This is a genomic window from Planococcus sp. NCCP-2050 (assembly GCF_023708025.1).
Taxonomy (GTDB): Bacteria; Bacillota; Bacilli; order Bacillales_A; family Planococcaceae; genus Planococcus.
Genome location: NZ_BRCX01000001.1, coordinates 468,551 through 482,569 on the forward strand (window position 1 = coordinate 468,551; position 14,019 = coordinate 482,569).

Here is a 14,019-nt window from a genome sequence, read left to right on the forward strand (position 1 = left end):
TTGTCAGGCTTTATAAATCTGAATTAGTGCTCCTACTGTCGTTTTGGGCATTGCTTTTTTCTCTACACACATCGTCCCCGGTAAATCAGCCGACGTTTCTCCATTGAACGAAATCGTACAATGTCCGATTTCTTTTAACGTCTCGTTCACTTTGCTTCCAACAAATAAAATATTGTATGTTTCACCAGCAATTTCAAGAACGTCTCCGCTTTCAATCTCCTCTAGAAGACGAACCTTTTCATGAATGACACCAAATGATCTTAATTCGATCGGCACAGTATCGTTAAAAATGACCATCATATTTTCTTCTGAGAAAATCTCCACTTCTTCACCAATTTCAATAATTTTAGCTTCGTATTTTTTTATCATGACATTCTCCACCTAGTTGCCCCCTTTAAATTAACTGTACAAGCCAAAACTGAATAGATAGGCGATGACTACCGCAAGCGGCCCTGTAATCATCCGTGAAATCAATACTGCCGGAACTCCGACTTCAATCGTTTCCGGCTCCGCTTCTCCAAGCGTCAAACCAACCGGTACAAAATCTGCCCCAACTTGCGGGTTGATCGCAAATAATGCCGGAAGCGCCAAAGCTGGCGGTATATTTCCGCGGCCGATTTCAACACCGACCAAGACCCCTACTACTTGGGCAATGACGGCTCCTGGACCCAACAGCGGCGAAAGGATCGGCAAGGCGCAAATAACGGAGAGAATGAGTAAACCGAAAATATTGCCGGCAAGCGGTGAGACAAAGTTCGCAATGAGATCTCCTATTCCGGTAAATGTGATGATCCCGATCAACATACTGACAAAAGCCATGAACGGCAGGATATTTTTCAGTACTTGATCAACGGTTTCACGCCCCGCTTGGTAAAGTACACCTACTACTTTTCCTGCGCCGCGCCCAACTTTTTCAATAATATTCATTTTCTTCGGCTGTTTATAGGTTTCGGCGGCTTTTCGTTTTGCTTCTTCTTTGATTTCCTGCGGCGTTTTTTGAACAGCTGGCGCTTCCACTTCATCGACCGCTTTTTTCACTTGATCTGGATCTTCATAAGGGGCTGCTACGGCACTGATATCAGATACTGTTACACCCGAAACGAAGTTTTCTTCATTTATGAATTTCATCAACGGCCCTGAAGGCGAGGTAGGGTTAACATTAATTGTCAATATGCCCATTTTCGGATACACGCCGCAGCGAGCTGTGCCGCCGCAGTCAATAATGACGCAAGCCATCGTTTCTTTTGCATAAGATGCTTTAAAACCGTCGACGGCTTCCGCTCCAGTCAAACGTGCAATTTCTTCAGCAACCGGATGTATTCCGCCTCCAGTGACTGAAACGATGTAACGCTGCTCTTCGTTTGGCCGAATAGTCAATGGCCCGCCCCAGCCGCCTCGGCCTTTCGTGACTGAAATCGCTTTGAAATTCAATGGTGCATGCGTATTTGTCATGTTCCTAGCCCCCTTTTCAATTGAACGCTTCTTTAAACTTTATACTTCCATGCCTTTCGCTTTCATCATGCGAACCGTAATAATTTCTGTCACGATTCCGCGAATCAAGATAACAATGATCCCAACTAGGAAAAAGCGGATTGCCAACGGTCCAAGCGATAATCCTAATGTGGTGATTCCTGCAGAAATGCCCAGGTATACAAACAATTCAGCTGGATTTGCGTGAGGGAACAAACCAGTAATTGGATGGACAAAGGATACAGCTGAGTCGTAAAAAGCCGGTTTTTGTTTTTCCGGGAGAAATTTCCCAAACGTATAAGCCATCGGATTTGTCAAAAAGAAAACTGCCAAAACCGGGAACAGAGTGTAGCGCAGAATGATATTTTTCGTGCTTCGGCGTGCTAGCCGGTTGATCCGTTCTTCACCAATCATCCGGATCAGTGCGTTGATAGCCGTAATCAATACAATAAGCAATGGGATGATTCCTGTAACCAAGCCGGTAAACGTATCAGCCCCCGCTTGGAACATCCCGATAAAGCCTTCAGCGAGTTTAACTAAAAAGTTCATGATTGAATCTAAAAAGCCCATTACCTTTCCTCCTTATATAGCCATAATGGTTTTCTTTTCCATTTGACTTTCAATTTTTTCGAATGCCATTTTAAATGCTTGCGCGACTGATTCATCTTCTACTTTCTTTTTAATCTCTTCCATATGAAAACCGTCATAATCTGTATAAGGTTCAAATCGGCTAAAGACCGTAACGCCCTTCATTAATTGGCTTTCAAGAATTACCCCGCTATTATCTACAACTACTACAGCAATTACACCTATCCCTAATTTTTGTTTCTGGATTCCTACTCCTAGATAGCCTGATGGCCGTTTGCTCATCTTTTTAATGGTCAGCTGATAGTTTTTCATTTGAATTTTCGTCATCATGATTTGAAGCAGCCATACTCCCGCAAATACAGCTATAAACCATCCCCACAAAAGAACCCCTCCATTCTTTTACATATGTTCTAATGCGTAACATATGTTATTACATTCATTATAAAAGCGCTTTCATTAGAAATCAATACTTATTGAAAGAATATTTAAACTATTCTTACTCTATTTCAATTTTAACCTTATTCAAGTTTTCCTTAAATATGATGCATAAAAAAAGACAGCCGTTTAAGGCTGCCTTTTCTTAAAGAAACTATTTAGTTGCCCCTGGCCATGCTTATCAACCAGAACCTATTTACATTCCGATAAGGCGATTAATATACTTTATCGCCATTGAAAATAGAATTTTTTACAATGACATAATCTACCGTGCGGATAGCACTCAGTTTATCTCCTCCGGCGTATGAGATAGCTGATTGCAGATCTTGCTCCATTTCGACTAAAGTATCCTGTAAAGATCCTCTATACTCTACGAACATTTTCTTGCCTTCAACGTTTTTCTTCTCGCCTTTTTGAAATTCTGAAGCTGATCCAAAATACTCTTTGTAGAGTTTGCCGTCGGTCTCAACTGTTTGTCCAGGTGATTCTTCATGGCCAGCAAACAAGGAACCGATCATCACCATTGACGCGCCAAAACGCACTGATTTCGCAATATCTCCGTGCGTGCGGATACCCCCGTCGGCAATTATCGGTTTAGTTGCCGCTTTCGCACACCAGCGAAGCGCCGCCAATTGCCAACCGCCCGTTCCAAAGCCTGTTTTGATCTTCGTGATGCAAACTTTCCCAGGGCCAATTCCGACTTTTGTAGCGTCAGCTCCAGCATGTTCGAGCTCACGTACTGCTTCAGGCGTCCCTACATTCCCGGCGATGACAAAACTCGCAGGCAATCGTTTTTTTATGTATTGAATCATTTCAATCACTGAGTTTGCATGCCCGTGGGCAACATCAATCGTGATGTATTCCGGAACAAGCTGTTGAGCTGCCAACTGCTCCACAAATTCATATTCTTCGGGCTTAACGCCAACGCTAATCGATGCATATAAACCGCGTCCTTGCATATCTTTCACAAAACCTAGTCTTGTTTCAGGCTGGAAACGGTGCATAATATAAAAATAATTATTTTCTGCAAGGTTGATGGCAATCTTTTCGTCAATGATCGTCTGCATATTTGCAGGTACGACCGGCAATTTAAAAGTACGTCCTCCGAATTCAACAGATGTGTCGCATTCTGAACGGCTATTTACCACCGCTTTTGCAGGAATTAATTGAATATCTTCGTAATCAAATACATTTTCCATCTTATACACTCCTAAATACGAATAATAAATATAATTATTTCGTTATTGTTCGTCCATAAGACACTGTACAATAATTAAAAATATTTGTCAAAGGCTTTTCCAATTAAAATGCAGCCCGTGTAATTCACAGGCTGCATAATTTATCCTTCAAATGGGCCTTCAACCACAATCTTGCCAATTGTCCGGTTTGTTAATAATTGTTCATAAGCCTTTTTTAACGTATTGGCATTGAGCGGCTTCAACTGATTGGTCATTGTTGAAACGATTGAGCCTTCATCTGCCCATTCGCTAATACGATTCAAGGCTATATGCTGATCTGCCATATCTGCCGTTTGGTAAACAGAGCGTGTATACATCAACTCATAGGCAAAAGTGGCGCTTTTTGCAAAAAGCTGCATGTCGAGCGGTTTTTGCAGCGGCAAAATGGAACAAATTTTTCCTTGCGGAGCTATCACTTCTGCCATATTCGCCATATGCCCATCTGGGTCAGAAAGGCAAAAGATGTAGTCCACTGCTTTTAATCCTTGCTCTTTGAGTTGAGGCATCAATTCCTCGTGGTGATTGATGACCATATCTGCGCCATGCTCTTTTGCCCAATCCGAAGTCTCTCGCCGTGAAGCAGTGCCGATCACTTTCAGTCCTGCCAATTTCGCAATTTGAACAGCAATTGATCCTACTCCACCTGCTGCACCAATAATTAAAATGGTTTTATCCTTATTTTCATCCGCCTCGTGCGAGACCCCTAGTCGGTCAAATAAGGCTTCCCATGCCGTCAAACTCGTTAACGGCAGAGCGGCCGCATGAGCAAAATCCAATCGTTTCGGTTTTTTGCCGACAATCCTCTCATCCACTACATGCAGTTCACTATGGCCACCCGGTCGATTATTGGTTCCAGCGTAAAATACTTCATCGCCGACTCCAAACAATTCACAGTCTTCTCCAGTTTCCACCACGATGCCCGCAACATCCCTCCCTACAATCGTAAACGAATCATCATCGTCCTTTTTTGCATCTCGTGTCCGCAAATCTGTCGGATTGACAGAAATCGCTTTTACTTCCACTAATAAATCTTTTCCAGTGACAGAAGGCTTTGGCATGTTTTCGGAAACGAATTCCGGCGGTTTTGTCCGATCTCCCGGTTGGTAGAATCCGAATGCTTTGATCTTTTGTTCCATGGATTTCTTCCTCTCTTCATGCATTTTGGCTAGTTATTTTGTTTCTGGTGATACATCTTCCACAAAAACATCAATGACTACAGGTTTAGATGAGCCTTTCGCTTTCGCTAATGCCTCTTTCAGTTCCGCTTTTGTTTTTGCAGTAAAGCCTACTCCTCCGCAGGCAGTGGCAAAAGCGGCAAAATCGATATTGCCAAGTTCTACATTGGTTGGCTCATTGCCAATTTCCTGTTGTTCATGTTCAATCAATTGGATTTTTTGATTATTAAATACAACAAGCGTCATCGGCAGACGATATTTCACTGCCGTCACGAAATCTTGCATACCCATTGAGAATCCACCATCTCCGACAATACCCATCACTTGTTTATCAGGATAGGCAATTTTTGCAGCAATTGCCCCTGGCAGTGCACAGCCCATCGTTGCTAACCAGGCGGAAGTGATCAGTGCTTGGCCATCCAGTTTTAAATAGCGCGCAGCCCATATGGTCACACTCCCCACATCTAAAGAAATTATGGCATCTTTCTCCAAGACATGTTGGATTTCTGCGAGTACCTGTTGAGGCTGCAATGTTTCCGTTTGCTGACGCATATCTTCTTGCAGCTTTTCATTCCATTTTCGTTGTTTTTCTTGGAACTCCTCCAAATAATGCCCTTCTTTTTCACTGCTATGCTGTGCTAGCCAAGCTAGTGCGAATTTCGCGTCCGATACGATTCCAACGGTCGAAGGATAGTATTTGCCTAAGACACGCGGTTCGATATCAATTTGGATCGCAGGGGCATCGTCTGGCAAATAATCACGGTAAGGATACGAGGTGCCCGCTAAAATCAACAAATCCGCTCCTTTCATTGCTTCTTTTGCGGGTTCTGTTCCGAGCTGGCCCAATTGGCCAAGATAATGAGGATGGTTTTCTGGAATCATCCCTTTTGACGGCAGCGAAGCAATGAGTGGGGCTTTAATTTTCTCTGCTAACGCCAGCAATTCCGGCACTGCTTGTTTTGCCCCTTTTCCCGCCAGAATGATCGGCTTATTCGAAGCCGCGACTAAGTCTGAAGCTTTCTGCAAATCTTCCTCAGAGCCTCTTGTTTTCGGCATCGAGTAGACTGCCGAACTGAGTTCTTTCTCCCGCTTAATTTTTGTGCTGAACAAATCGTCTGAAACAATCAGCACGGCTGGCCCTTTTTCAGCGTAAGCCGTTCGGATCGCTTGGTTTAGCATATCCGGCAATTGTTCAGCCCGGTGGACACGGCGGTTGTAGACAGCTGCGTCTTCAAACATGGATTCAAGTTGGAGTTCTTGGAAGTTGTCCGTGCCCACTTTTTCGCTTTCCACTTGCCCCACAATCGCAAGAACAGGTGTTTTATCTTTTTTGGCATCGTACAGGCCGTTTTGCAAATGGACCGCACCAGGACCGGCAATCGACATGCAGACACCAATTTTGCCAGTGAGTTTCGAATAAGCGGCGGCTGCGAGCGCACCGGTTTCTTCATGGCGAATTTGGATGAAACGAATAGACTCTTCTTTCCTCAACTCTTCCATAAACTCATTTATGGAATCTCCGGGCATGCCGTATAGATGGTCGACTCCCCATTCTTTCAGCAAGTCGACAACATAGGTTCCAGCTTTATGTTCAAACATACCGTCCCTCCTCAGTTTGGTCTTTACCTCTTTCATTTTCCTTCTCTCGAACGGCTATAAACAATTTCAGCCAATAAAAAAACACGCAAGCCAAACTTTCACGAGTTCAGCTTGCGTGCGATTAAATTAATAGATTGAATAGCAATGGATCATGATTGATTTCAACAAAAGGAAAGCCTTGTTCAGCCATCCGCTGGACGAGCGGGAAATAATCTTCTTTTGACTGCAATTCAATGCCCACCACTACCGGACCCGCTTCACGATTCGTGCGTTTTGTGTATTCAAAATGGGTGATATCGTCATTTTCACCGAGTACTTGCTCCATAAACTTCCGGAGCGCTCCGGCCCGCTGCGGGAATGTGACAATGAAATTATGCTTTAAGCCTTCATGGATCAGCGAACGTTCTTTGATTTCCTGCATACGCTCGATATCGTTATTGCCGCCGCTGATTACACAAACAACGTTCTTCCCTCTGATCTCCTCTTGATGCTGTTCAAGTGCGGCAATTGCAAGGGCACCGGCCGGCTCCACAACAATGGCATTTTCATTGTAAAGCTGCAAGATGGTCGTGCATACGCGCCCTTCCGGAATGATTGAAACCTGATCCACCACGTTTTGGCAGATCTGCAAAGTCAGCTCGCCGACTTGTTTGACGGCCGCTCCGTCTACAAATGTGTCAATTTCTTCTAGCCGAGTCACATGTCCGCGGTCCATTGATGTCCGCATTCCTTGTGCTCCTTCAGGCTCTACTCCGACAAGTTTCGTCGATGGGCTAACCCCTTTTAAATAAGAGCCCATCCCGGAAGCTAAGCCGCCTCCGCCGATGGCACAAAATAAATAATCTACCGGTGCTTGCATATCATTCAAGATTTCCATCGCCACTGTCCCTTGCCCTGCAATGATTTTTTCATTGTCGAAAGGATGGACGAATACTTTGTTTTCAGAAGTGCAATAGTTCATCGCGGAAGTATAAGAATCATCGAAAGTATCGCCAATCAATACAACTGAAACTTTATCTCCGCCGAACCGCTCCACCTGGGAAACTTTTTGGCGCGGTGTAGTCAAGGGCATGAAAATCTTGCCTTCAATGCCCAGCTTGAAGCATGAATAAGCCACTCCCTGCGCATGGTTCCCAGCACTGGCACAGACAACACCAAGACGCCGCTCTTCTTCGTTGAGGCTGCAGATGAAATTATAAGCTCCGCGCAGTTTAAACGAACGGACCACTTGCAGGTCTTCCCGTTTCAAAAAAACGTTGCAGCCGTATCTGGCCGAAAGAATTTCGTTTTTTTGCAGCGGCGTTTTAAGGACAACGTCTTTTAATGCCTGATTGGCAATGACGATATCTTCAACCGTTACTTTAGGGACTTTTATTTCGCGTTCTTTTTCTGCAGTCATTCTTTTTGTCATATGCAACACCATCTCCACTAAAATTATTTCTCCCCATCGTAACATATTTCTTTAAATTCTCAGTCTTTTCTGTGAACTTTTTTCAACTTTTTTCAGTCTTTTTATAGTGTAAGCGCTTCAATTGTGATTTCTATTAGTTTTCTCCAAATTCCGGCTCTTCTTTTGACTGGCTTTTCTGCATGCTGCTTTAATTTAGCCTTCTTCAATACAAGAAAAAAGGAACTTTCCGCCCCCAACGGGGAACAGAAAGTTCCTTAAACAATTTAAAATTTATTTCCTTTGTCCCCGTGCCGTTCAAGAAGTTCAGCGAACGACAAATTCTTTTCGCGTTCTTTTCGCTCAAACAGCTCCTGTGCATGTTTTTCCTCTGCACGTTTTTGTTCTTCTTTCACCAGTTCTTTTTTGGTTTCTTTTAATTTCGCCAAAATGTCTTCCGGTAAATTGCTCAATGTCTCTTCTCTTTTCTTCGCCATGCTGTTCTCTCCTTAAGGACGTTTTACGATGGTTGCAACGCCTTGTCCGCCGCCGATGCATAAAGTGGCAAGACCTGTTTTCGCATCGCGCTTCTTCATTTCATGAAGCAAGGATACGAAGACACGTGCACCACTGGCACCGATTGGGTGGCCAAGTGCAATCGCACCGCCGTTCACATTTAAAATATCGTGATTGAACGCGAGTTCACGATCCACTGCAATTGACTGGGCAGCAAATGCTTCATTCGCTTCAATCAATTCAATGTCCGCTAACTCCATATCCGCTTTCTTTAATGCATTTTTAACTGCTTGCACAGGACCGATGCCCATGACTGCAGGGTCTACTCCTGCATTTCCATTTGCCGCAATGACTGCAAGCGGCGTTAAGCCCAATTCTTCCGCTTTTGCTTTTGACATTACGACCACTGCTGCTGCTCCGTCGTTGATGCCCGATGCATTTCCAGCAGTTACACTGCCGTCTTTTTTAAAGGCTGGACGCAATTTGCCTAATTTCTCAGCAGTGGAATCACGTTTTACGTATTCGTCGGTCTTGAAAATGACCGGCTCCCCTTTGCGTTGTGGAATTTCCACAGGCACAATTTCATCGTCAAAGCGTCCAGCATCGATGGCTGCTGCTGCACGTGCCTGAGAACGGGCTGAGAATTCATCTTGCTCTTCGCGCGTAATGCCGTAGCGATCACAAAGGTTTTCAGCTGTAATGCCCATGTGGTAATCGTTGAACGCACAAGTCAATCCATCAACAATCATGCTGTCAATGACTTTTTGATCGCCCATTCGGAACCCGCTTCGGGCATTTTGCAATAAATAAGGAGCTTGGCTCATATTTTCCATTCCGCCGGCCACTACAATTTCTGCATCCCCCGCATAAATTGCCTGGTAAGCTAAATGCACCGCTTTCAAACCAGATCCGCAGACCTTATTGATTGTCATCGCTGGCACGGTTTCAGGCAAGCCCGCTTTGATCGAAGCTTGTCTAGCTGGATTTTGCCCAAGTCCCGCCTGCAGTACATTGCCCATGATGACTTCGGAAATTTGATCTGCAGAGATTCCCGCTTTTTCTACAGCCTCTTTAATGACGATGGCTCCTAACTCTGTTGCAGGCACGTCTTTCAATGCCCCTTGGAACGACCCGATTGCCGTACGGACGGCGCTGACAATTACGATTTCTTGTGACACATGATTTCCCCCTTGTTGGCGTTTACTGGTTGCTCTTTTATCCCCATTCTCTATACAATGATAGGTAGGGGGGATACTATGTTCAGTTTACCAAAAAATGCAACAATTATCGAGGTTGGTCCGCGCGATGGACTTCAAAACGAAGGGCGCATCGTGGCAACGGACTTTAAACTGCAATTTATCGAAGGGCTCCAAAATTCCGGCATTCAAGAAATGGAACTCACTTCTTTCGTATCGCCGAAATGGGTTCCACAGATGGCAGATGCAAAAGACATTTTGGCAAACACGCAAAAACAAGGCCGTCAATTTGTGTTAGCGCCAAACGAAAAAGGAATTCAAGCAGCTTTGGATTCCGGGGCTAAAGCCATTGCCGTATTTGTCGGCGTTTCCAATTCGTTCAATAAAAAGAATATCAATAAGACCACTTCAGAAAGCATGGATGCTTTAAGACCGCTTGTCTCGATGCTAAAAGAGCAAGGCATTTTCGTCAGAGCCTGCATTTCTACAGCTTTCTATTGCCCTTTTGAAGGGGCGATTGATCCAGAAGCAACGCTTGCCCTCTGTCAGCAATTTGTCGATTGGGGCGTCGATGAGTTGAGTGTTGCCGATACGATTGGTATGGCAGCACCTAATGAAAGTTATGCACTGTTCAAGAAAATCATGGAAGCATTTCCAGATACGCTCATCGCTGCCCATTTCCACGACACGCGGAAAATGGCATTAGCGAACATCTATGCTGCTCTGCATGCCGGCGTTACGCGATTTGACAGTTCGGCTGGCGGCATAGGCGGATGTCCATTTGCTCCAGGCGCTACAGGCAACGTCGCGACTGAGGACGTCGTCAATATGTTGCATCGCATGGGCGTCGACACGGGCATCGATCTTGACCAATTATGCGATGCCGTCCAAAAAATCGAGCATCATATATCCAATCCGGTCCAAACCGGGATTTATAGCCTCTATAAGAACCAAGCGTGAGGAGCCGATTTACTTGAAGAAAAAATTATTGTGGGCAACCGGTGCTGCTTCTAGTATTTTAGCAGCGACAACGACGGTATTTGGCATCGCCTTATCAAACCGCATTATGTATATGCAGATAAAAGATGACCAATTGATCTTAGAACGTGAAACCACGGCAAAACGAATTGACGAACATTGGTACGCAACTGCCAATAAAACCGAGAAATGGATCGATTCCGAAAACGGCTATCCCATCAAAGCGATTTTTTTGGAGCCGCATCAAACAAATCGCTATGTCATCATTTGCCATGGCGTAACGGAATCAAAAGTGAATTCCTTTAAATATGCCCGGATGTTTGAGCGACTTGGATACAATTCGGTCGTCTATGACCATCGCCGCCATGGCGATTCTGGCGGGAAAACCACCAGTTTTGGCCATTATGAAAAAACCGATCTGAAAGCGGTTGTCGCTGCTTTGAAACTGCATGCGGGGGGTGACGTCGTTTTTGGCATCCACGGAGAATCAATGGGCGCCGCTACAACGCTCCTCTATGCCGGCATGGAAGACTCGGCTAATTTCTATATATCCGACTGCGGCTATTCAGATATCTCGGAACAGCTTCTTCACGTCATGAGAACGACGACGCCTTTTAGAACAACGATTGCTTTGCGAGTGGCCAGCGTTTTCCTAAAACTGCGAGATGGCTATTCCATCAGCACCGTATCGCCGCGAGAAGCGGTTAGGCAGATTAATAAACCGGTTCTATTCATTCATAGCCTGCAAGACGATTTTATCTTGCCGGCCATGACACAGGAAATGTATGATTTGAAACCCGGTGATAAAAAACTGAAATTCTTCGAAGAAGGCGGGCATGCCCAATCTTTCAATAAAAACCCGGAAGCTTATGAACAAACGGTAGCCGAATTTTTAACGGAATATGGTTTTGCTGCTTCTGAAACAGAAAAAACCATTTCATAAGGGATTTTTCTTTTCTTTTATTTTAAAACAGGTTCTATCAATACTTTTATCCAAACAAAAAAGCGCTCAATGTGAGCGCTTTTTATTTTTTAGCTGGTTTTCCAGGTTTAGTTGACGCTTTATTCATTTGAGCCATCATTTGATTGATTTTTTTCTGAGATGGTTTTTGTCCCATCTGCATCATCATGATTCGCAGCATTTCTTCGTTAATCGGCGGGTTGTCCTGCAAATACTTCATCATGTATTGACGAGCGATGAAAAAGCCGAGCGCAACACCGGCGAGCAAAGCCACGATAACGATTACAATCCAAATCCATGTAGACATTCAAGTTACCTCCTTCGTGTTGCATAAATAAGTAGTGCACCACAATGGATTATACTATAAATCCGGAGTGGTGACTATACACAGAAATAGATAAAAAAGAGAAGGGATGCAACTCCCTCCTCTTTGGCACTTATTCTTCGATCAATTGTTTAACGCGAGCCGCAACATTTTCAGGAGTGAAGCCGAATTCCTTCATAATGCGTTCTCCTGGAGCACTTGCGCCAAAATGGTCGATTGCTAAGATATCGCCTTCATCGCCTGTGTATCTTTCCCAACCGAATGAAGTTCCCATTTCAATCGCCAAACGTTTCTTAACTGTTTTCGGAATAACGGATTGTTTGTATTCTTTATCCTGTTTTTCGAAACGGTCCCAAGATGGCATAGAAACAACAGAAACTGAAATTCCTTCTTCCGCTAATTGCTTCTGTGCATCTACAGCTAAGCTGACTTCAGAACCAGTCGCCAATAATAAAGCTTGCGGATTTTCTGCTGGTGAAACGACGTATGCCCCTTTTTCAACTCCGGATTCAGCCATTTCGCCGCTCTTCTCAAGCACCGGCAGATCCTGGCGTGAAAGTACTAATAGAGTAGGTGTTGTTTTTGCCGTCAATGCTAGACGCCATGCGGCTTTCGTTTCATTCGCATCAGCCGGACGGACAACGCTTAAGTTCGGCATTGCACGAAGAGAAGCTAAATGTTCAACTGGTTCGTGCGTAGGTCCGTCTTCTCCAACAGCTACGCTGTCATGAGTGAAGACGAATGTTACCGGTAGGCCCATTAATGCAGCTAAACGGATTGCCGGGCGAACATAATCGCTGAATACGAAGAACGTACCACCGAACACATGTAGGCCGTCATGAAGGGCCATACCGTTTAACGCTGCGCCCATTGCGAATTCACGAACACCAAACCAGATATTGCGTCCAGCTGGGTTTTCAGCATCGAAATCTCCGCCGCCTTTGATATTCGTTTTGTTTGATCCTGCTAAATCCGCACTTCCGCCGAAGAAGGAAGGAACAGCTTTCGCTATTGCGTTGACCATATCGCCTGAAGAAGCGCGAGTTGCCTGCTTTTTGCCCACTTCATATGTCGGGAATTCAGCATCAAAGTTTTCTGGAAGTTCACCTGCGATTGCTTTTTGCAATTGCTCTGCAAGTTCCGGATACTGTGATTCGTATGTTGCATATAATTCGTTCCAAGCATTTTCGGCTTTGCCGCCTAATTCTTCAGTAGCTTGTTTGAACGTTTCATAAACTTCGTCTGGCACGTGGAAATCTTGGTCGAATGTCCACTTGTAGTATTCTTTCGCCAGTTTCATTTCGTCTTCTCCAAGCGGCGAACCATGCGCATCGGCTTTACCAGATTTATTAGGGGCACCATAGCCGATGACCGTTTTCACTTCAATGATAGTCGGTTTGTCTGATGATTCTTTTGCTTCCGCAATTTTAGCTGAGAGATCGTCAAGTTCGTTGCCGTCATCTACGCGCAAATAATTCCATCCATAGGATTCGAAGCGTTTCTTGATATCCTCAGAGAAACTCATAGCCAAGTCGCCATCAAGAGAAATGTCATTGCTGTCATAAAGAACAACCAATTTATTCAGTTTCAAGTGGCCAGCAAGTGAAATCGCTTCACCGGCAACTCCTTCCATCAAATCTCCGTCTCCGCAAAGAGCGAATGTGTGATGGTCAACAATGTCCAGGTTTTCTTTGTTGTAAGTAGCAGCTAAATGGCGTTCAGCCATAGCCATACCGACTGCCATGCCGATTCCTTGTCCAAGCGGGCCAGTTGTCGCTTCTACGCCGACTGTATGGCCGTATTCCGGATGTCCAGGAGTTTTTGAATCCCACTGGCGGAAGTTTTTGATTTCTTCTAATGACAAGCCATATCCGCTTAAGTGAAGCAAGCTATATAGAAGCATAGAACCATGCCCTGCTGATAATACGAAGCGGTCACGGTTGAACCAAGTCGGGTTTTTAGGGTTATGGTTCATATGTTTAGTCCATAATGAGTAAGCCATAGGAGCTGCGCCCATCGGCAATCCTGGATGACCAGAGTTTGCTTTTTCGATAGCGTCAATAGAAAGAGTTCTTATTGTGGTTACTGCAAGTTGATCTGCATGGTTTGACATGAAAAACATCCTCTCTTATACAAAAAAATATAGATCCT

Annotated in this window: 14 protein-coding genes; 2 read left to right on the top strand and 12 right to left on the bottom strand. The window is 44.6% G+C overall.

The annotated features are described in order from the left end of the window. Positions 1-3: 3 nt before the first annotated feature. The 10 genes from NFU07_RS02435 to NFU07_RS02480 form a co-directional block, all read right to left on the bottom strand. On the bottom strand, positions 4-381 hold the full coding sequence (locus NFU07_RS02435) for a PTS glucitol/sorbitol transporter subunit IIA (protein ID WP_251474134.1): 378 nt from the start codon (positions 379-381) through the stop codon (positions 4-6). 18 nt (positions 382-399) lie between these two features. Continuing rightward, on the bottom strand, positions 400-1,452 hold the full coding sequence (gene srlE, locus NFU07_RS02440) for a PTS glucitol/sorbitol transporter subunit IIB (RefSeq protein ID WP_251474137.1): 1,053 nt from the start codon (positions 1,450-1,452) through the stop codon (positions 400-402). Between the two features lie 39 nt (positions 1,453-1,491). Then, the gene (gene srlA, locus NFU07_RS02445; protein ID WP_235199311.1) at positions 1,492-2,019 is read right to left on the bottom strand and encodes a PTS glucitol/sorbitol transporter subunit IIC; all 528 of its coding nucleotides are present in this window, start codon (positions 2,017-2,019) and stop codon (positions 1,492-1,494) included. 33 nt (positions 2,020-2,052) lie between these two features. Then, a complete protein-coding gene (locus NFU07_RS02450) occupies positions 2,053-2,439 on the bottom strand; it encodes a transcriptional regulator GutM (RefSeq protein WP_251474141.1) in 387 nt (128 codons plus the stop codon). Positions 2,440-2,708: 269 nt separating this feature from the next. Continuing rightward, positions 2,709-3,692: a GMP reductase gene (gene guaC / locus NFU07_RS02455; protein ID WP_251474144.1), complete on the bottom strand. Its 984-nt coding sequence runs from the start codon at positions 3,690-3,692 to the stop codon at positions 2,709-2,711. Between the two features lie 140 nt (positions 3,693-3,832). Beyond that, entirely contained in the window at positions 3,833-4,867 is a 1,035-nt protein-coding gene (locus NFU07_RS02460) for a zinc-binding alcohol dehydrogenase family protein (protein WP_251474147.1), read from the bottom strand. Positions 4,868-4,900: 33 nt separating this feature from the next. Beyond that, entirely contained in the window at positions 4,901-6,505 is a 1,605-nt protein-coding gene (locus NFU07_RS02465) for a pyruvate oxidase (protein ID WP_251474149.1), read from the bottom strand. Between the two features lie 121 nt (positions 6,506-6,626). After that, entirely contained in the window at positions 6,627-7,916 is a 1,290-nt protein-coding gene (ilvA, locus tag NFU07_RS02470) for a threonine ammonia-lyase IlvA (RefSeq protein WP_251474151.1), read from the bottom strand. 263 nt (positions 7,917-8,179) lie between these two features. Continuing rightward, a complete protein-coding gene (locus NFU07_RS02475; RefSeq protein WP_251474154.1) occupies positions 8,180-8,389 on the bottom strand; it encodes a YqkE family protein in 210 nt (69 codons plus the stop codon). 12 nt (positions 8,390-8,401) lie between these two features. Next, positions 8,402-9,586, bottom strand: a complete 1,185-nt coding sequence (locus NFU07_RS02480; protein ID WP_251474156.1) for an acetyl-CoA C-acetyltransferase — start codon at positions 9,584-9,586, stop codon at positions 8,402-8,404. A 78-nt stretch (positions 9,587-9,664) separates the two neighbouring features. On the opposite strand from NFU07_RS02480, the gene NFU07_RS02485 reads away from it, so the two are divergent. Further along, positions 9,665-10,564, top strand: a complete 900-nt coding sequence (locus NFU07_RS02485) for a hydroxymethylglutaryl-CoA lyase (RefSeq protein ID WP_251474158.1) — start codon at positions 9,665-9,667, stop codon at positions 10,562-10,564. Positions 10,565-10,577: 13 nt separating this feature from the next. Next, positions 10,578-11,525: an alpha/beta hydrolase gene (locus NFU07_RS02490; protein ID WP_251474160.1), complete on the top strand. Its 948-nt coding sequence runs from the start codon at positions 10,578-10,580 to the stop codon at positions 11,523-11,525. Between the two features lie 82 nt (positions 11,526-11,607). Here the strand turns inward: NFU07_RS02490 and NFU07_RS02495 are convergent, their stop codons facing one another. Next, on the bottom strand, positions 11,608-11,850 hold the full coding sequence (locus tag NFU07_RS02495; RefSeq protein WP_052651337.1) for a YneF family protein: 243 nt from the start codon (positions 11,848-11,850) through the stop codon (positions 11,608-11,610). 130 nt (positions 11,851-11,980) lie between these two features. Next, positions 11,981-13,981, bottom strand: a complete 2,001-nt coding sequence (gene tkt / locus NFU07_RS02500; protein WP_251474177.1) for a transketolase — start codon at positions 13,979-13,981, stop codon at positions 11,981-11,983. Positions 13,982-14,019: the final 38 nt, after the last annotated feature.

Coding starts and splice junctions, on each gene's coding strand:
- tkt (WP_251474177.1), bottom strand. CDS start 13,981: ATGTCAAACCATGCAGATCAACTTGCAGTAACCACAATAAGAACTCTT.
- NFU07_RS02475 (WP_251474154.1), bottom strand. CDS start 8,389: ATGGCGAAGAAAAGAGAAGAGACATTGAGCAATTTACCGGAAGACATT.
- ilvA (WP_251474151.1), bottom strand. CDS start 7,916: ATGACAAAAAGAATGACTGCAGAAAAAGAACGCGAAATAAAAGTCCCT.
- NFU07_RS02460 (WP_251474147.1), bottom strand. CDS start 4,867: ATGGAACAAAAGATCAAAGCATTCGGATTCTACCAACCGGGAGATCGG.
- srlE (WP_251474137.1), bottom strand. CDS start 1,452: ATGACAAATACGCATGCACCATTGAATTTCAAAGCGATTTCAGTCACG.
- NFU07_RS02465 (WP_251474149.1), bottom strand. CDS start 6,505: ATGTTTGAACATAAAGCTGGAACCTATGTTGTCGACTTGCTGAAAGAA.
- NFU07_RS02495 (WP_052651337.1), bottom strand. CDS start 11,850: ATGTCTACATGGATTTGGATTGTAATCGTTATCGTGGCTTTGCTCGCC.
- srlA (WP_235199311.1), bottom strand. CDS start 2,019: ATGAACTTTTTAGTTAAACTCGCTGAAGGCTTTATCGGGATGTTCCAA.
- NFU07_RS02485 (WP_251474158.1), top strand. CDS start 9,665: ATGTTCAGTTTACCAAAAAATGCAACAATTATCGAGGTTGGTCCGCGC.
- guaC (WP_251474144.1), bottom strand. CDS start 3,692: ATGGAAAATGTATTTGATTACGAAGATATTCAATTAATTCCTGCAAAA.